Genomic DNA, 18,178 nt, shown 5'->3' with positions numbered 1-18,178 from the left:
GATACTGGCCGGATGAATGCCAGCCTGCCACCCGCCGCCGCGCTCAGGGTGTTTCTTGTCGACCACGCGAATGCCGTCCGGCAACGGATCGCGTTGCTCGTCGGCGCGATTCGCGGCGTCGTGGTCGTCGGCGAGGCGGAGGACGGCCAGGATGCGCTGACGCACATCCGCGGCACGCACGCGGACGTCGTGCTCGTCGATCTGCGCCTCGCGGACGGCAGCGGCCTCGATCTGATCGGCGCGCTGTCGAAGGCCGTGCCGCGCATCGTCACGATTGTGCTGACGAATCATTCGGCGCCCGCATTCAGAAAGGCATGCGCGACGGCCGGAGCCGACTACTTCTTCGACAAGACCGTCGAATTCGACGCCGCGTGCCACGTGATCGAATCGCTGGTGCACGCTCGCGCGCACCAGCCCTGACCGAGCCGGAGTGACTCATGCATCAAGCCACCGCCTGCGCCGCCGATCCCGCCATCGCGCCCCGGCCGAACGTCCCGCTTCCCGCGTCCACGCGTCACGACGGCGCGAAGCATTGCGCAGTCCGCTGTTCGGCCTGCGTGATGCGCTCGATGTGCCTGCCGCCGCAACTGACCGCCGCCGAGTACAGCCGGCTCGACGCGATCATCTGCGCGACGCGACAGGTGCGCCAGGGCGACACGCTGTTTCGCACCGACGATCCGTTCCACAGTCTGTACGCGGTGCGCGCAGGCTCGTTCAAGACGGTGATGATGCATCGCGACGGCCGCGAACACGTGACGGGTTTTCAGATCGCAGGGGAAACGCTCGGCATGGAGGGCGTCGGCCATGGACACCATTGCTGTGACGCGATCGCGCTCGAGGACAGCGTCGTGTGCGTGATCCCGTTCGCCGCGCTCGAGGCCGCGTGCCGCGAGCTGAGGTCGATGCAGCATTTCATCTACCAGATGCTGAGCAGCGAGATCGTGCGCGGATCGAGCCAGATGCTGCTGCTCGGCACGATGTCGGCGGAACAGCGCGTTGCGCATTTCCTGCTCGATCTGTCTGCACGCTTCGAGGCGCGCGGCTACTCGGCGTCGGAGTTCAACCTCCGGATGACGCGCGAGGAAATCGGCTGCTATCTCGGGATGAAGCTCGAAACCGTCAGCCGGATGTTCTCGCGCTTCCATCGCGACGCGCTCATCGAAACGCGCGGCAAGCGCGTGCGGATCATCGACGCGCCGGCGCTCGCGCAGGTGTAACCGGTCGCGCGTGCGGCGCCGGCGCGCTCCAGCGCGTGCCGGTGCGGGTCGCACGTCAGTGCGCGGCGGTGCCCGTCTCGGCCGCCGACAATGCGGGCGACAGCGGATCGTCCGCGTGCCCCGCGGACAACACCCGCTCGGCCGCGGCGAACGCACGCCCCATCGCTTCGTTCACGTCGACGCCGCTGCAGGCGGGCACCGGCGCCACCGCACGGCCGTTCATCAGCAATTCGAGCCGTACGTCGTACAGCGCGTCGTCGTCACCCGTCGCGCGAGATTCGATTGCCAGGCGACACTCGTCGACCCGCGCGTGGAAGCGCTCGAGCCGCACCAGTTGCGCGCCCGCTTCAGCTTCGAGCGCGGCCGAACCCGCGAATCCGACGCAGACGATCTGCATGCCCACGCCCATGTTGCTCCCTCCTGACGGGTCACACGCTGGTCGACCACGTTGCCTGTCCTACAAGTCCGCCTGTTGCCGAATCCGGCAATCGATCCACACACGATCGGCGCGCGAGGTTCACACGCTGAATGTCTGCGCCGCCTTCATTTCGATCCACGTCATCCCGGCCCGCAGCCCTTCGATCGCCGCCTCGTGCTCGGTCGGATATGCATGACTGTGCTCGAACGTATGATGAAAGTGCGTCGTCCCGGCACCGTGCTCGACCGTCACACGGCAGCGGAATCCGCCGGATTCGCATTGCCGCGTCTCGATCTCGACGGACCAGTCGCGTTCATGAATCGTGCCTTGCAGTGTCATGCGCCCTCCTGCAGTGTCAGTCGGCCATCCGGAAGTGGCCGCTGTGCAGCAACACCGGCCGGCCGCCGATTTCGGCGAGCATCCGGGCCGCCATCGCCTCGATCGCCGGCCGGTGTGCTTCGAATGCAACCAGCAAGTCGCGCTCGAGCAGCGAGCGCGCACCGAAATGGTCTTCGAGTGCTTCCGCCGTGATCGCGCACGGCACGCCGTGGCCGTCGACCCGCGCCGAAAACGCGACGACCAGGTCACGCCCGCGATACTCGGGCGGTTCCGGTGGAAAGGCTATCTGCATTTGTGCGCCTGTCATCGTCGGGACGATTCAAGCCATGAGCATAACGGCCCGCGCCACCGTCCGATTGACCCACGTCAACCGGGCCGCAGCGCGCGCCGCCGCCGTGCCCGATCGCGCCGCCGCATGGGCTCAGTCGGCGTCCGAAGCGATCGTCGCGCCGCGCGCCTCGAGCAGTTCGCGCAGCACGCTGCGATGGCAGCGGCGCTCGTCCTCGCAGTAGCAGCCGATCGAAAATGCGCTCGTCGCCGACAACGCGGCGAGCAGGTCGAGCACCTTGGGAGCGTCGCCGTGCGCCATCTCGGCGCGGAACCGGCGCGTGAATGCGTGCCACTGCGCGTCGGTCTCGGCGGCCTGCGCGTCGGCCACGAGCTCCGCGCTCGGCGACAGCGTCGGCAGCCACACGTCATAGTAGTCGCGCGACGCGAATTCCGCCTTCGGCACGCCGCGCGGCGGCCGCCGCACCGTGCCGATCCGTGTGCCCTCGCCGGCCGCCCGCGGCGTGCCGAGCCGTACGATTCGAATTGCCATGCCGCTCCTTTGCTACGGATTCGATTCCGTATCGTACTGCCGCACCCGCGCCGCACAACAAAAAACCGGCTGCCTCCGCGCGGGAGACAGCCGGTTTCGTCAGGACGATCGGGCGTGCCCGGACGCCGCTCGGACGCCCCTCAGACGCCGCTCTTCAGCACCTTGCCGATCGCATCGGCGACGATGCCGACGTTCGAATCGTTCAGGCCGGCCACGCACATGCGGCCCGAACGCAGAATGTAGACGCCGTGCACGTCGCGCAGCGCGTCGACCTGCGTCTCGGTCAGCCCGGTGTACGTGAACATCCCGCGCTGCTTCACGTAGCGCGTCAGCGCTTCGCCGCTCACGTGGTCGCGCAGGCCGTCGTGGATCGCCTGGCGCATCCGCGCAATCCGGCGGCACATCGCGGCAAGCTCCTCCTCCCACTGCTTGCGCAGCGCCGGCGTGTTCAGCACGGTCGCGACGAGCTTCGCGCCATACGTCTGCGGGTTGCTGTAGTTGGAGCGCACCGCGCCGGCCAGCTGGCCGAGCACGCGCTCGGCCGCGTCCGCATCCTCGCACACGACGCTCAGCGCGCCGACGCGCTCGCCGTACAGCGAAAAGTTCTTCGAGAACGAATTCGCGACGAGCGCCGGCACGCCGCGGCGGGCCAGCTCGCGCACCGCGAACGCATCGGCGTCGAGGCCCGCGCCGAAGCCCTGATACGCCATGTCGACGAACGGCAGCAGCTCGCGCGCCTCGATCACGTCGATCAGCTTCTCCCACTGGCCTTCGTCGAGATCGACGCCGGTCGGGTTGTGGCAGCACGCATGCAGCAGCACGATGCTGCGCGCCGGCAGCGCGTCGATCGCCGCGAGCATCGCGTCGAACTTCAGGCCGCCCGTCGCCGCGTCGTAGTACGGGTAGGTGTTCACCGTGAAGCCGGCGCGCTCGAAGATGAAACGGTGGTTTTCCCAGCTCGGATCGCTGAGCCACACCTGCGCGTCCGGGAAGTAGCGCTTCAGGAAATCGGCGCCGACTTTCAGCGCGCCCGAGCCGCCGAGCGTCTGCACGGTCGCGATGCGGCCGGCCGCCCGCGCCGGGTGATCGGCGCCGAACACCAGCGCCTGCACCGCGTCGCGGTACGCGGCGAGGCCGACCATCGGCAGATACGGCTTCGGGCCGACGTCGCGCTGCAGCGCGGTTTCGGCCTCGCGCACGGCGGCCATTACCGGAATCCGGCCGTCGGCGTCGAAATAGATGCCGATGCTCAGGTTGACCTTCTGGTCGCGCGGATCCTTCTGGAAGTTCTCGTTGAGCGTCAGGATCGGGTCGCCCGGGTACGCGTCGATGTGTTCGAACATGGCTATGTCGGTCTGGTTCGTAGGAGTGATCGGGTGCGGGCCTGCGTCAGCGCGCCGATGCGCCGTCGCCGAGCGCATAGCGGGCATTCTTCTGGCGGAAGCGATACCCGATCGCGAGCACCGCGAGCCAGACCGGGATCAGGTACACCGACAGGCGCAGATCGGGCGTCAGGTACATCACGACCAGAATGCCGGCCATGAACGCCAGGCACAGATAATTCGTGAAAGGATAGCCGAGACTGCGGAACGAAGTCTGCTCCCCGGCGATCCGCTTGGCCTGACGGAATTTCAGGTGGATCAGCGTGATCATCGCCCAGTTGATGATGAGCGCCGACACGACCAGCCCCATCAGCACCTCGAACGCCTTGCCGGGCATGAAGTAGTTGACCAGCACGCAGACGCCGGTGGCGAGCGCCGACGCGCCGAGCGCGGCGAGCGGGATGCCGCGCCGGTTCACCGAGCACAGCACCTTAGGCGCGTTGCCCTGCGTCGCCAGCCCGAACAGCATCCGGCTGTTGCTGTACACGCCGCTGTTGTAGACCGACAGCGCGGCCGTCAGCACGACCACGTTCAGCACGTTGGCGACGAGGTTGCTGCTCAGCGCATGGAAGATCAGCACGAACGGGCTGCCGCCGGTGACGACCTTCTCCCACGGATACAGCGACAGCAGCACAGCCAGCGCGCCGATGTAGAAAATCAGGATGCGGTAGATCACCTGGTTGGTCGCGCGCGGAATGCTGTGCTTCGGATCGTCGGCCTCGGCCGCGGTGATGCCGATCAGCTCCAGCCCGCCGAACGAGAACATGATCGCCGCCATCGACATCACGAGGCCCGACACCCCGTTCGGGAAGAAGCCGCCGTGCTGCCACAGGTTCGCGATGCTCGCTTCCGGCCCCGCGTGGCCGCTCACCAGCAGCCAGCCGCCGAAGCCGATCATGCCGACGATCGCCGCGACCTTGATGATCGAGAACCAGAATTCCGTCTCGCCGTACGACTTCACGCTCGCCAGATTCAGCAGGTTGATCGCGACGTAGAACACGAGCGCCGACACCCAGGTCGGCACGCCCGGCCACCAGTACTGCACGTAGATCCCGACGGCCGACAGCTCGGCCATGCTGACGAGGATGTACAGCACCCAGTAGTTCCAGCCGGACAGGAAGCCGGTGAAATGGCCGACGTATTTGTCGGCGAAGTAGCTGAACGAACCGGCGACCGGCTCGTCGACGACCATCTCGCCGAGCTGGCGCATGATGAAGAACGCCACGACGCCTGCGACCGCATAGCCGAGCAGCACGGACGGGCCGGCCATCTTGATCGTCTGCGCGATGCCGAGGAACAGCCCCGTGCCGAGCGCGCCGCCGAGCGCGATCAGCTGGATGTGCCGGTTCTTCAGCCCCCGCTTCAGGCCGTCCTTCTCGTTTCCAGAAACCATGTCTTCTCCGTTCTGTCCGCCTCCGCCCGAAGCGGTGCGGCGCGCCTCGGTGTGCCGGGCGCTGTTTTACTGTGCCGGCCACCGTTCGTGGAGGCGCCGGGTTGGGGACTGCGATCTTCGCGCGGCGGCGCCCCTTCGTCCGCAGGCCCGCCGGACCTGCCGCGGAGGGCCGCCATCGCCCGCATGGTCGCGGCCGTACGCGAAAATCCGGCGTCAGTTTAGCGTCGCGACCGCGAAATCGGGTTGCGTAACCCGCTCATGCAAACCCTACATTATGAGATAAGATTGCACGCGGGAGACAGATGAGGAAACAAAAATGCCTGAACCGGTTCTCGATCGCGTCGATCGCCACTTGCTGGCGGTGCTGCAGGAGAACGGCCGTGCGTCGAACCTCGATCTCGCGAAGGCGGTCGGCCTGTCGCCCGCGCAGACGCTCAGGCGCCATCGGCGCCTCGAGGAGATCGGCGCGATCCGCCGTTACGAAACCCGCCTGTGCCCGGACACGCTCGGCTTCGGCGTCACCGCGTTCGTGCACGTGACGATGGAGCGCGGGCATATCCGCGACCTGTCGAAATTCCAGAAGCTCGTGTCGGATCTCGCGCAGATCCAGGAATGCTTTTCGGTGACCGGCGATATCGACTACGTGCTGAAGGTGGTCGCGCGCGATCTGAAAGGCCTGTCGACGTTCCTGCTCGAGACGCTGATGCGGATTCCCGGCGTGAGCGGCGTGCATTCGAGCGTCTGTCTCGATGAAATCAAATGCACGAGCGCGATGCCGGTCGAAACCTGATGCGCTGCCGCGCAGCGCGGGCCGCCTTGCTCAGCGCACGGCTTCGAACGCGCTGATCAGCAGCGCGCCGCCGGCGATCACCGCACATCCGGCCGCGCGACGCGGCGTCAGCCGCTCGCCGAGATACACGCGCGCGATCAGCGCCGCGAATACCACGCTCGTTTCGCGCAAGGCGGACACCGGCCCCATCGGCGCACGCGCCATGGCCCAGATCACGATCGCGTAGGCGAGCGCCGCGAACACGCCGCCGCACGCGGCCTTCGCGGTGTCGGCGAGATTCTGCGCGAGCCGCAGCGGCCCCGCCCGCAGCCTGTAGTACGCGGCCATCAGCGCCCCGGTCAGCACGAACGTCCACGCCGCATAGCCGATCGTGCTGCCGCTTTCCCGCACGCCGATTCCGTCGACGACGCTGTACGCGGCGATCGAAACGCCGGTCGCGAACGCGATCGGCAGCACCTGCTTCATCCGGTGCGCCGCGCCCGCGCGCCGCTCGAGGCCGATCGCCATGATGCCCGCGCAGATCAGGACGAGTCCGCATTGAGCGCCGGCGCTCAGGCGCTCGCCCGCGAACGCGGCGGCTCCGAGCGTGACGAGCAGCGGCGCGGTGCCGCGCGCGACCGGATACGCGACGCTCAGGTCGCCGTGCTCGTACGCGCGCACCAGCAGCAGCGTGTAGACCACGTGAATCGCCGCGGACGCGACGACGCACGCCCAGCTCGCGGCCGCGATCGGCGCGGCGGCCGGCAGGAACAGCAGCGCGAACAACCCGATCGCGATCTGCAGGACGGTGGCCGAGCGCAGCCGGTCGCCGCTGCTGCGCACCAGCGCATTCCACGACGCATGCAGGAAGGCGGCACACAGGACGGCGAACAGGACGGGAATCGGCACGTTGGACACTCGCTGACGGCAGCGACGCGGAATGGGTCGCCGCAGGCCGATCATCGTAAGAATCCGTCCCGTGCTTGTCAAAAAAGGCTTGCGGACCGGCTTCGCCGAATGAGCGACCGGCCGCGCGACGCAGGAGGCGCACGAGGCGGGCCTCGGCGATGCCGACACATGCCGCCGCCGTCATCGCACGCGCCTGAACGCGCGCCGTTCCTTTCCACTGTCTTTCGCATCGGCGCGCGGCGTAATGGAATCGATACCGGCACGCAATGATCGCGAAACCGCTCCGCCCCCATATCTTCATACCAAGCTGTTTCAATGCCGGGGCTCTACCACGAGCGCCGCGCCGAACCGCCCCGGTGACGCAGCGGCGCTCCTTCGTCGAACAACCTACCTGGAGTTTCCCGATGTTTCGTCAAGCCTTGCTCGTCACCGCCTGCGCCGGCGCCACACTGGCGCTGTTCGCCTGCGGCGGCAGCGACGGTCCCTCGTCGACGCCCGCGGTGTCGTCGCAGGATGCGCTGCAGACCGCCACGCCGATCAAGCACGTCGTCGTGATCTACGGCGAAAACGTGTCGTTCGACCACTATTTCGGCACTTACCCGAACGCGACGAACCCGGCCGGCGAGCCGGCGTTCACCGCGAAGGCCGGCACGCCGTCGATCAACGGGCTGACGGGCACGCTGCTCACCGCGAACCCGAACTTCACGAACACCGCCAACGGCACCGACGCGGCCAATCCGTTCCGCCTCGATCGCACACAGGCCGCCACGGCCGACCAGAACCACGCGTACACGGCCGAACAGCTGGCCGCGGACAACGGCCTCGCCGACCTGTTCCCGAAATACACCGGCAAGGCGTCGGCGGGCGGCGCCGGCGCGTTCGGCACGAAGGGCCAGGTGATGGGCTACTTCGACGGCAACACCGTCACGGCACTGTGGAACTACGCGCAGCGCTTCTCGATGAGCGACAACGCGTACACGACGGTCTACGGCCCGTCGACGCCGGGCGCGCTGAACCTGATCGCGGGCCAGACCAACGGGATGCAGATCGTCAAGACGTCGAAGCAGCCGTCGACGCTCGCGGCCACGTCGTACTACATCAACGACGGCCAGGGCGGCCTCACGATGATCAACGACGTCGACCCCGGCTACGACGTGTGCTCGAGCACGACCGACCAGGCGATGATGAGCGGCAAGAACATCGGCGACCTGCTGAACGCCGCGAAGATCACGTGGGGCGGCTTCATGGGCGGCTTCAACCTGTCGACGACCAACGGCAACGGCACGACGGGCTGCGCGCGCAGCACGGTCGCGACCGCGGTGAACGCGGCGACGGCCGACTACATCCCGCATCACAACTGGTTCCAGTACTACGCGTCGACGTCGAACCCGCAGCACACGCGGCCGAGCTCGATCGCGGCGATCGGCTCGAGCGTCCAGACGGACGGCAAGACGGCGGAGCCGGCGAACCACCAGTACGACAGCGACGACTTCTTCGCGGCCGTGAAGGCAGGCAACTTCCCGTCGGTCAGCTTCCTGAAGGCGCCGGCTGCACAGGACGCGCACGCCGGCTACTCGGACCCGCTCGACGAGCAGGCGTTCGTGACGAAGGTGGTCAACTTCCTGCAGCAGCAGCCGGACTGGCAGAACACGGCCGTGATCGTCACGTATGACGACTCGGACGGCTGGTACGACCACGTGTACACGCCGCCGACCCATGCGTCGTCCGACGCGGTCGACCAGCTCAACGGCAACGGCAAGTGCGGCTCCGGCGGCACCACCGGCGTGAACGGCAGCACCGTGAACGGCCGCTGCGGCCCCGGTGTGCGCATCCCGCTGGTCGTGATCTCGCCGTACGCGAAGCAGAACTACGTCGACCACACGCTGATCGACCAGGCATCGGTCCTGCGCTTCATCGAGGACAACTGGCTCGGCGGCCAGCGCATCGGCGGCGGCTCGTTCGATGCGGTCGCAGGCGACCTGCGCGGGCTGTTCGACTTCTCGTCGAAGCCGAACACGGCGCCGCTGTATCTCGATCCGACCCAGGGCACCGTGCTGAGCGCGGCGCCGGCGAACTGACCGGTACCGCCTGACCGGCCTCTGTCGGCCGGCGCATCGCGCGCCGGCCGTTTCCATTTCAAGCGCCGCCGCGTGCGGCGCCCGACCGCCTCGACCCACAGCATGACAGCTCGTCCCGCGTACCCGTCCCCCGACACGCCCGGCGCCGCCGCGCCGCGCTCCCCCACCCGCGTGCTGCGCCGCGCGGCCTTCGTGCTCGCCGCGGCCGTGCTCGGCTACGGCGCCTTCGCGGTCGCGTTTCCGGCGCGCACGCCGGCCGCGATCGGCGAGGTCGTCGCGAACTGGACCGGCGCCAATCCGCATCCCGTGGTGCTGCAGCGGCCGCCCGTGCAGCCGCTGTCCGCGGTCGCGCAGCTCGGGCGCGCGCTGTTCTTCGATCCGTCGCTGTCGGCATCGGGCAAGCAGTCGTGCGCGTCGTGCCACAGCCCCGACCGCGCTTACGGGCCGCCGAACGCGCTCGACGTGCAGCCCGGCGGCCTCACGATGACGCAGCAGGGCTACCGCCCGCCGCCGTCGCTGATGTATCTGTACCGGCAGCCGAATTTCAGCATCGGCCCCGATGCGGGCGAAAACGACGCGGCGCCGAGCGTCGCGCAGCAGGCGGCGTCGGCTGCCGGCGTGGTCAAGGCGCAGAAGGTGGCCGGCACGGCGGCCGCGCCGCAACTCGTGCCGCAAGGCGGCATGTTCTGGGACGGCCGCGCCGACACGCTGCAGCAGCAGGCTTTCGGGCCGCTGCTGAACCCGGTCGAGATGGCCAACGCGAGCATCGACGACGTCGCGCGCAAGCTCGCGCAGTCGCCGCATCGCGCGCGCTTCGAGCAGTTGTTCGGCCCGCGCGTGTTCGCGAGCCCGCAGCTCGTCGTATCGGAGGCGATGTTCGCGATTGCGCGATACCAGGTCGAGGACCGGTCGTTCCATCCGTACGACAGCAAGTACGATCGCTGGCTGGAAGGCCGCGCGCGCCTCACGCAGACCGAGCTGCGCGGGCTGCGGCTCTTCAACGATCCGGCCAAGGCCAACTGTGCCGGCTGCCATCTGTCGCAGCCGGGCAAGGACGGCCTGCCGCCGATGTTCACCGACTACCAGTACGAGGCGCTCGGCGTGCCGCGCAACCGCGCGCTCGCGGCGAACCGCAACCCGGCGTTCCACGATCTCGGCGTGTGCGGGCCGTTCCGCGACGACCTGAAGGACCAGACGCAGTACTGCGGGATGTTCCTCACGCCGACGCTGCGCAACGCGGCGACGCGCCAGGTGTTCTTCCACAACGGCGTGTTCCACACGCTCGATCAGGTGATGGCGTTCTACAACGAGCGCAGCATCGCGCCGCAGAAGTTCTATCCGCGCGGCGCGGACGGCAAGGTCGACGAATACGACGACATTCCGCCGCAATACCGCGCGAACGTCGACGTGACCGATGCGCCGTTCGACCGCAAGCCCGGCGACCGGCCCGCGATGACCGAGCAGGACATCAAGGACATCGAGGCGTTCCTCGGCACGCTGACCGACGCGCCGCAGAAGTAGCCCGCGCACGACGCCGGCCGCGCATGTGGCGTCGGCGGCGTCAGCGGCGCGCGCGGATGCAGAGGAATGCGGGCGAGCGCGACAGCTCCGCATGGAGCCGTTCCGACACGGCCTTCATCTGCGGCAGCGGCGTCGGTTCGACGAAGCGGTCGAGCCGCCAGCCGGCGTCGGCGAGCGGGTTCAGGATCTCGGCCAGCGGCCGGCGCCACGCTTCGACATAGGGTTTCGGTTCGCCGAAACCCGACCAGTGGAAGCCGAACCGGCTCGTTTCGAAGTACGTGCCGTCGCCGCGCGTACGCTCGTCCATCCAGTCGCGCATCGGATGCGCCATCGAGAACACCAGCGTCGCGCCCGGCCGCGCGACGCGCGCAAATTCCCGCAGCGGCACGGCGAGATCGCGCACGTAGTCGAAGGCGAGCGAGCACAGGATCTTGTCGAAGGCGCGCTCGGGCAGCCAGTCGAGCGGCGCCGCGAGATCGCCCTGCGCCACCTCGACCGCGAGCCCGGCGCAGCGCGCTCGCGCGAGCGCGACCATCTCGGGCGTGATGTCGAACGCGTGGACGGTCGCGCCGTGGCGCGCGAGGTGCTCGCTGCAGATGCCGGGGCCGCAGCCGGCGTCCAGCACCGCGAGGCCGGCGACGTCGCCGAGCAGCGCCAGCGACGCCGGGCGTTCGTACAGCGCGTTGTGCGCCTTGGTCGGCGCGATGTCCGCGTAGCGTTGCGCGAAGCTCGCGTATGCGTCGCGCGCGCTCGGCTGAGTCGGATCGGTCATGGCGGCGTCCATCGGCAGGAAACGGAATGCCGATTCTGCCTGAACGGCGCGCGGCCGGCGCATGCGCGGCGATGCGCTGCGTACGCCCCCTAGCGAGCCGCCGTCGCGCCGACGCCCACCGCCGCGACCGCATTCGCCCGGCGTTGCGCGAGCTGCTGCGCGAACCGGTATGCGGTGAGCGAGCCGGCCACGGCCAGCAGCATCGGCACGAGGCTGTCGTGATTCGCGCGCGTGAATTCGAGCAGCAGGACGACGGCCGTGATCGGCATCTGCATCGACGCGGCGAGAAACGCGGTCGCGCCGACCAGCGCGCAGCCGCCGACCGACGCGCCCGGCCACACGGCGCTCCACAACCCGCCCAGCACGACGCCGAGCAGCGCGCCGTTCGCAAGCCCCGGCGTCAGCAGCCCGCCCTCTGCGCCCGCGCGCAGGCTGCCCGCTTCGATCAGCACCTTCAGCACGAGCAGCGTGGCCGCGAGGCCGACCGTCAGCGTGCCGTCGAAACCGAGCGACGCCGGCCCCTTGCCGTTGCCGAGCAGTTGCGGGAAGCGCATCGCGAGCAAGCCGATCACCGCGAAGTTGACGAGCGCGAGCACCGGCAGCCACGCGCCCTTCGGCGCATCGGCGCGCGCGCGGGTCGTGAGCCGCACGAAGCCGTACGCGGCGAAGCCGAACAGCGGCCCGCAGACGATCGACCACGCCACCAGCGGCGTGCTCAGCACGAACGGCGGCACCGTGTACTGATGTTCGTTGCCGAGGCCAAGCCACGCGACGGCCGCGGCGAGCGCCGACGTGACGAGCGCCACCACCAGCGCGCGCAGATCGAACGTGCCGACGAGCACTTCGAGCACGAACACGGCGCCGCCGAGCGGCACGTTGTAGACGGCCGCGAGGCCGGCGCCGGCCCCGCACGCGACCATCAGCCGACAGTCGGCGGGCGTGAGCCCCGCGCGCTGCGCGAGCCGCCCGGCGAGCAGCGCGCCGATTTCGCGCGGCGCGACCTCGCGGCCGAGCGGCGAGCCGAGCGCGACGGTCACGATCTGCAACAGCGCATGAACCGTGGTGCTGACCAACGGCATGCGCGGATCGGCCGCGCGCACGGCGCGCCGGATGCTGACGAGCGGCCGGCCGTAACGGTACAGCGCCCACCAGCCGCCGCCGGCGACGAGCCCGCACACGATCAGCACGCCGGCCCGCCGCAGCGGCTCGACGCGCGTCACGCCGGTCAGAAAGCTCTCGGCGCCGATCACATGCGCGAGGTCGTAGCCGTACGCGACGTGCTGGATCGCATGCAGCAGCAGCGCGAGCAGCATCCCGCCGAAGCCGGCTCCGATACCGGTCAGGACCGTGACGATGGCGATCCGCGCGAACGGGCTGGCGGGCGGCGAAACAGGCGTGGGGGCGGACGGCAGATCGGGGCGCATGGGCAGGCGAGTCAGGATCGACGCCGCGGCGCGCACCATGCACGCCGCTGTCAGGAACGCATCGTAGGTGCCGGCCGATCATGAGGCAAACGTCTTTTTCGAATCAACTCATGCGTTTCTCGACTATATCGGGGAAACGAAGCCGCGGTGCGCCGCGCCGAACGCGTCACGCCGGATACGTGATGCGCTCGGGCTCCCGCCGCATGATGATTTTCCCGTGGCGAACCGACAGCGTCGCCTTCGCCTGCCGCCGCACCGCTTCGTAGTCGCTGTCGGCGTCGAGCACGACGAGGCTGGCCGGGCGCCCGACCTCGATCCCGTAGCGCTCGCCGAGATGCATCGTCGTCGCGCCGTGGTCGGTGACGAAGTCGAGGCAGCGCTGCAGGTCCTGGTAGCCCATCATGTGGCAGATGTGCAGGCCGGCGTCGAGCACGCGCAGGATATTGCCGTTGCCGAGCGGATACCACGGATCCTTGATCGAATCCTGTCCGAAGCACACGTTCAGCCCGGCGCGATCGAGTTCGGCGACGCGCGTGACGCCGCGCCGCTTCGGAAACGTGTCGAAGCGGCCCTGCAGATGGATGCTCTCGGTCGGGCACGACACGAAGTTCAGCCCCGCGCGCTTGAGCAGCCGGAACAGCTTCGAGCAGTACGCGTTGTCGTAGGAGCCCATCGCGGTGGTGTGGCTGGCCGTCACGCGCGCGCCCATCCCGCGCACGCGCGTCTCTTCCGCGAGCACTTCCAGAAAGCGCGACTGCGGATCGTCGGTCTCGTCGCAGTGGACGTCGACGAGACAGCCGGTGCGCTCGGCCAGCTCCATCAGGAAGCGGATCGAGCTGACGCCCTGCTCGCGCGTGTTCTCGAAATGGGGAATCCCGCCGACCACGTCCGCGCCGAGGTCGATCGCCTGCTCCATCAGCGCGCGGCCGCCGTCGAACGACTCGATGCCCTCCTGCGGAAACGCGACGATCTGCAGATCGATCAGCCCGCGCGCCTCCTCCTTCACTTCGAGCATCGCCTTCAGCGCGGCGAGCGTCGGGTCGGTAACGTCGACGTGGGTGCGCACGTGCTGAATGCCGTGATCGCGCAACATGCCGATCGCCGCATGCGCGCGCGCCTTGGTGTCGTCGTGCGTGATGGTCGCCTTGCGCTCGGACCAGCGCTCGATCCCCTCGAACAGCGTGCCGCTCATGTTCCAGGCCGGCTCGCCGGCCGTGAGCACCGCATCGAGATGAATGTGCGGCTCGACGAGCGGCGCGATCGCGAGCCGGCCGCCCGCGTCGACGTCGGCGGCGTGGCCGGGCTCGAGCGGCGCATGCTGCGCGTCGATGCGGGTAATCGTGTCGGCGTCGATGCCGATCGTGAACAGGCCGTCGCGGCCGCGCAGGCGCGCATTGATGACGTTCATGTGGGTCCAGGCGTGAAGCGGCCACCGCGGGCCGCGGGTGGGAACGGGTGAGCGAGATGCCGCGTCGCGCTCAATGGAACGTGTGGATCGCCAGGCCGGTCGCCGCGCGCATTTCGTCGTTCGTCACGTCGCGCACGTGCTTGCCGAAGGTCCATACGTGCCGGCCGGGATCGCGCGCGCGATACGTGCGGTCGCCGTAGAATTGGTCGGCCGGCGGCTGCAGGATCTCGGCGCCGGCCGCACGCGCGCGCTCGCAGTGCGCGTCGATGTCGGCGTCGTCCGGAAGATGCACGTGGACGTGCTGGGTATTGCGGCCGCCGGTGTCCTCCGGCGACGCGATGCAGTCGGCCCAGGCGCCGCCGACCATGACGAGACCGTCGCCGAACGTCATTTCCGCGTGCGCGATGTCGCCGGCCGGCGTCGTGACGACGATCGCGCGCTCGAAGCCGAACGCGTGCTCCAGCCAGTCCAGCGCGCCTTTCGGGTCGCGATAGCACAGCGCGCTGCTGAAGGAAGGTCGGCGGGGCGTGACCATCGGAATCTCCGGATCTCGGTATGGGCCTGTGCATTGTCCATGCGCGCCGCGCGCCGATCAACTGCTCGCACCGGCGAGCCTGCATGTTGTCGATTTGCGACACGCCGCACACCCAGCCGGCGTCTTGCGGAGCGCATCGGCGACGAAAACGCGTATGGTTCCGCGGCTGCAGCGATTTGTGAACTCCGTGTGACACACTTTTGCGTAACTCGCAACAGTGTCTCCGGACGGCCGTCGCGCGAATCGGGCGCGCGCCCCCCTAAACTTGCGCCGAACTTTGGTCATCCATCCACACGCAGGAGCTGTCAGATGAAGAAAACCCTCGTTGCCGCCGCATGCACGACCGCGCTGTTCGCGCCGCTCGCCCATGCACAAAGCTCGGTCACGCTGTACGGCCTGATCGACGCCGGCATCGCCTATACCAACAACGCGGGCGGCGCATCGCTTTGGCGCATGACGAGCGGCACGATCAACGGCAGCCGCTTCGGCCTGAAGGGCTCCGAAGATCTCGGCGGTGGCCTGAAGGCGCTGTTCGTGCTCGAGAACGGCTTCAACGTGAACAACGGCGCGCTCGGCCAGGACAGCAAGCTGTTCGGCCGGCACGCATACGTGGGCCTGAGCGAAGCCGGCTACGGCACGCTGACGCTCGGCCGCCAGTACGACACGATGGTCGACTTCGTCGCGCCGCTGTCGGCGACGTCCGGCGACTTCGGTGACACGGGCTTCGCGCATCCGTTCGACAACGACAACCTGAACCACTCGGTGCGTATCAACAACGCGGTCAAGTACACGAGCGACACGATCGCCGGGTTCAAGGTCGGCGCGCTGTACGGCTTCTCGAACGCGACGAACTTCGGCAGCAACCGCGCCTACAGCTTCGCGGCCAGCTACACGAACGGCCCGCTGAAGGTCGCCGGCGCGTACCTGCAGATGAACGGCACCAAGGGCTCGACCAGCGCGAGCCCGGGCGCGACCGACGTCGCGGAAGCGAAGAGCCTGAGCCAGGGCGGCTGGTCGGTCGGCGCGGACCGCATGCGTTCGTACGGCGGCGGCCTCAGCTACGTGTTCGGCCCGGCGACCGTCGGCTTCGTCTATACGCGCTCGCAGTATGACAACTCGGGTTCGTTCGGCTCGACCGGCCAGGTCGCGTTCAACAACTACGACCTGAACGTGCGCTATGCGGTGACGCCGGCCGTGAGCCTGGGCGCAGCCTACGTCTACACGGACGCGAGCGTGTCGAATCCGGACAGCAAGCACGGCACCGATCCGAAGTGGCACCAGGTCGACCTGCAGGCCGTCTACAAGCTGTCGCGCCGCACCGACCTGTACGCGGAAGCGATGTATCAGCACGCATCGGGCCGCGGCTACCAGGCGTTCATCAACACGTCGGGCGGCGCATCGACCACCGCCAACCAGATCGTCGGCACGATCGGCATGCGCACGCGCTTCTGAGCGTCGATTCGTCTGATCTGAACGCCGCCCGCAACGATGAACCTGCCCTGACCGGCCGGTTCATCCGACGCGGGCGGCGTTCATTCATGCTGCATCCGAGAATGTTGTTCCATCTGAGAAGCTGCCTGCCTGGAATCGGGGTTTTTGCGCCTGCGTGCGCTGAATAGACTGGCATCCATGGATCGAATCGCATTGCGATCATGCATCGCGATCGTCGAACCGGCCTCACCCCGTGTACAGGAGAATCTCGTGAAATCGCTCGTCGTCACCGCCGCCGCTGCCGTGCTGCTCGTCGCTCCGGCCCTGTCGTTTGCCCAGTCGGCCAAGGTGCCCGTCACGCGCGCGCAGGTGCTTCAGGAGCTCTACGATCTCGAATCGGTCGGCTACAACCCGGCACTCGGCGACGCCGGCAACTACCCGGACGATCTCATGGCCGCCCAGCAGCGCCTCGCGGCCAAGCGGCTCGCCGCGCGCGATGCGGCGCAACGCGCGTACGGCCCGGCCGAAGGCGGCGCGACCGAATCGGGCGTGGCGGCGAAGCCTTCGCTGTAACGCGCATCAAACGACGCCGCGCCCGCACGATACGCATCATGCGGGCGCGGCACGGCGCACGGCTTCTACACGACGCCCCGCAAGCGATGCGAGCCGCGCAACCCACACAGGGCAGGCGTTCGCCGCTCGTGCAGCACGCTCAGGCTTCCTGCGGCTCGCTCTCGCGCGCGATCGCCTGCAGCATCTCGACGTCGTGCGCGATCATCCCCGGCACCTGCGCGCGCAGCATCTCGACCCAGGTGCGCACCTTCGCGTCGACGAAACGGCGCGACGGATACAGCGCATACACGTTCATCTTCTGCAGGATGTGGCTCGGCAACACGCGCACGAGCGTGCCGTCCTGCAACGCGTCGATCGCCGAATACAGCGGCAGCATGCCGATGCCGAGGCCGTCGCGGATCGCGAGCGCGAGCGACTCGGCCGTGTTGGTTTGCACCGGCCCGGCGACATGGATCTGCTCGACGCCGTCGGCGCCTTCGAGCACCCACTCGTGCGTCGGGAACGCCGGCGTGCAGAGCGTCAGGCACGCGTGCGCGCCGAGATCGGTCGGATGCTCCGGCGCGCCGTGGCGCGTCACGTATTCGGGCGACGCGCACAGGATGCTGAAGGTCGAGCCGAGCAGGTGCGACACGAGTTCCGAATCGGGCAGCGACGACGCGGTCACGACCGCCATGTCGCTCGTGCCGTCGAACAGGTCGGGCATCCGCTGCGACAGCGACAGTTCGATCGACACGTCCGGATACTGCGCGTGATAGCGCGTGAGCGTGGGCATCACGTAGTGATGGCCGACGCTCGCGAAGCTGTGCATGCGCAGCACGCCCGCCGGGCGCTCGTGCGCGCAGCTCGCCTCCTCCTCCGCGCGATCGACGTCGGCGAGAATCTGGCGACAGCGCCGTAAATAATTTTCGCCGGCCGAGGTCAGCGCAAGGCGGCGGGTCGAGCGATTCATCAGACGAGTGCGCAGCCGCGCTTCGAGCTCGGACACCGCGCGCGACATCGCGCCCGTCGTCGAGTTCAGCGATTGTGCGGCGGCAGTGAAACTGCCTGTCTCGACCACGCGCGTAAACACGCGCATGTTTTGTAGCGTATCCATTCCTGTAAGCCACCTGTAGCAGAGCCGTCATTTTCCTCCAGCGGGTGCGACAGATTGTTGCCACGCCAGCAACTATCGTTTCCCTGCAACTGCGTT

The 18,178-nt window shown here is 68.4% G+C and carries 19 protein-coding genes; 7 read left to right on the top strand and 12 right to left on the bottom strand.

All coding sequences use genetic code 11. The annotated features are described in order from the left end of the window. The first annotated feature begins 12 nt into the window (after positions 1-12). Positions 13-420, top strand: a complete 408-nt coding sequence (locus EX20_RS10890) for a response regulator transcription factor (RefSeq protein WP_014724922.1) — start codon at positions 13-15, stop codon at positions 418-420. 17 nt (positions 421-437) lie between these two features. Continuing rightward, the gene (locus EX20_RS10885; protein WP_011882172.1) at positions 438-1,217 is read left to right on the top strand and encodes a helix-turn-helix domain-containing protein; all 780 of its coding nucleotides are present in this window, start codon (positions 438-440) and stop codon (positions 1,215-1,217) included. Between the two features lie 55 nt (positions 1,218-1,272). On the opposite strand, the gene EX20_RS10880 is transcribed toward EX20_RS10885, so the two are convergent. The 6 genes from EX20_RS10880 to EX20_RS10855 all read right to left on the bottom strand — a co-directional run bounded on the left by EX20_RS10880 (position 1,273) and on the right by EX20_RS10855 (position 5,569). Continuing rightward, positions 1,273-1,626 (bottom strand): hypothetical protein, encoded by a 354-nt coding sequence (locus EX20_RS10880; protein WP_034193525.1) that lies wholly within the window; start codon positions 1,624-1,626, stop codon positions 1,273-1,275. A gap of 108 nt (positions 1,627-1,734) precedes the next feature. Next, positions 1,735-1,974 (bottom strand): hypothetical protein, encoded by a 240-nt coding sequence (locus EX20_RS10875; protein ID WP_034193524.1) that lies wholly within the window; start codon positions 1,972-1,974, stop codon positions 1,735-1,737. Between the two features lie 16 nt (positions 1,975-1,990). Next, positions 1,991-2,281 (bottom strand): DUF1488 family protein, encoded by a 291-nt coding sequence (locus EX20_RS10870; protein WP_011882169.1) that lies wholly within the window; start codon positions 2,279-2,281, stop codon positions 1,991-1,993. A gap of 114 nt (positions 2,282-2,395) precedes the next feature. Beyond that, complete coding sequence (locus EX20_RS10865; RefSeq protein ID WP_011882168.1) at positions 2,396-2,794, bottom strand: DUF488 domain-containing protein; 399 nt, start codon at positions 2,792-2,794, stop codon at positions 2,396-2,398. Positions 2,795-2,934: 140 nt separating this feature from the next. Then, positions 2,935-4,137 (bottom strand): amino acid aminotransferase, encoded by a 1,203-nt coding sequence (locus EX20_RS10860; protein WP_011882167.1) that lies wholly within the window; start codon positions 4,135-4,137, stop codon positions 2,935-2,937. Positions 4,138-4,183: 46 nt separating this feature from the next. Then, positions 4,184-5,569, bottom strand: a complete 1,386-nt coding sequence (locus EX20_RS10855) for an amino acid permease (protein WP_011882166.1) — start codon at positions 5,567-5,569, stop codon at positions 4,184-4,186. A gap of 316 nt (positions 5,570-5,885) precedes the next feature. Between EX20_RS10855 and EX20_RS10850 the strand changes: the two genes are divergently transcribed. Further along, entirely contained in the window at positions 5,886-6,359 is a 474-nt protein-coding gene (locus EX20_RS10850; protein WP_011882165.1) for an Lrp/AsnC family transcriptional regulator, read from the top strand. Positions 6,360-6,389: 30 nt separating this feature from the next. Here EX20_RS10850 and EX20_RS10845 read toward each other — a convergent pair whose 3' ends face one another. After that, positions 6,390-7,247 carry an EamA family transporter gene (locus EX20_RS10845; protein ID WP_034193558.1) on the bottom strand — a complete coding sequence of 286 codons (858 nt, stop codon included), beginning with the start codon at positions 7,245-7,247 and terminating at the stop codon, positions 6,390-6,392. 404 nt (positions 7,248-7,651) lie between these two features. Between EX20_RS10845 and EX20_RS10840 the strand changes: the two genes are divergently transcribed. Beyond that, positions 7,652-9,325, top strand: a complete 1,674-nt coding sequence (locus tag EX20_RS10840; protein WP_011882163.1) for a phospholipase C — start codon at positions 7,652-7,654, stop codon at positions 9,323-9,325. A gap of 102 nt (positions 9,326-9,427) precedes the next feature. Next, complete coding sequence (locus tag EX20_RS10835; RefSeq protein ID WP_034193523.1) at positions 9,428-10,846, top strand: cytochrome-c peroxidase; 1,419 nt, start codon at positions 9,428-9,430, stop codon at positions 10,844-10,846. Between the two features lie 40 nt (positions 10,847-10,886). Here EX20_RS10835 and EX20_RS10830 read toward each other — a convergent pair whose 3' ends face one another. The 4 genes from EX20_RS10830 to EX20_RS10815 all read right to left on the bottom strand — a co-directional run bounded on the left by EX20_RS10830 (position 10,887) and on the right by EX20_RS10815 (position 14,985). Beyond that, on the bottom strand, positions 10,887-11,618 hold the full coding sequence (locus EX20_RS10830; RefSeq protein ID WP_034193557.1) for a class I SAM-dependent methyltransferase: 732 nt from the start codon (positions 11,616-11,618) through the stop codon (positions 10,887-10,889). A gap of 89 nt (positions 11,619-11,707) precedes the next feature. After that, positions 11,708-13,042 (bottom strand): chloride channel protein, encoded by a 1,335-nt coding sequence (locus EX20_RS10825; protein WP_034193556.1) that lies wholly within the window; start codon positions 13,040-13,042, stop codon positions 11,708-11,710. A gap of 166 nt (positions 13,043-13,208) precedes the next feature. Continuing rightward, positions 13,209-14,450: a cytosine deaminase gene (codA, locus tag EX20_RS10820; protein ID WP_034193522.1), complete on the bottom strand. Its 1,242-nt coding sequence runs from the start codon at positions 14,448-14,450 to the stop codon at positions 13,209-13,211. A gap of 70 nt (positions 14,451-14,520) precedes the next feature. Continuing rightward, positions 14,521-14,985, bottom strand: coding sequence for a VOC family protein (locus tag EX20_RS10815; RefSeq protein ID WP_034193521.1), 465 nt, complete (start codon positions 14,983-14,985; stop codon positions 14,521-14,523). Between the two features lie 309 nt (positions 14,986-15,294). Here EX20_RS10815 and EX20_RS10810 point away from each other — a divergent pair, with 309 nt between their 5' ends. Together EX20_RS10810 and EX20_RS10805 are read left to right on the top strand one after the other, a co-directional pair. Then, positions 15,295-16,437 carry a porin gene (locus EX20_RS10810; RefSeq protein ID WP_011882157.1) on the top strand — a complete coding sequence of 381 codons (1,143 nt, stop codon included), beginning with the start codon at positions 15,295-15,297 and terminating at the stop codon, positions 16,435-16,437. Positions 16,438-16,686: 249 nt separating this feature from the next. Then, complete coding sequence (locus EX20_RS10805) at positions 16,687-16,989, top strand: DUF4148 domain-containing protein (protein WP_034193520.1); 303 nt, start codon at positions 16,687-16,689, stop codon at positions 16,987-16,989. A gap of 139 nt (positions 16,990-17,128) precedes the next feature. Here EX20_RS10805 and EX20_RS10800 read toward each other — a convergent pair whose 3' ends face one another. Continuing rightward, the gene (locus tag EX20_RS10800) at positions 17,129-18,082 is read right to left on the bottom strand and encodes a LysR family transcriptional regulator (RefSeq protein ID WP_011882155.1); all 954 of its coding nucleotides are present in this window, start codon (positions 18,080-18,082) and stop codon (positions 17,129-17,131) included. Between the last annotated feature and the right edge of the window lie 96 nt (positions 18,083-18,178).

This window comes from Burkholderia sp. WP42, assembly GCF_000745665.1.
Taxonomy (GTDB): Bacteria; Pseudomonadota; Gammaproteobacteria; order Burkholderiales; family Burkholderiaceae; genus Burkholderia; species Burkholderia vietnamiensis.
The sequence above is the reverse complement of the archived record's forward strand: the minus strand, read 5'-3'. Positions and strand labels throughout refer to the sequence as shown.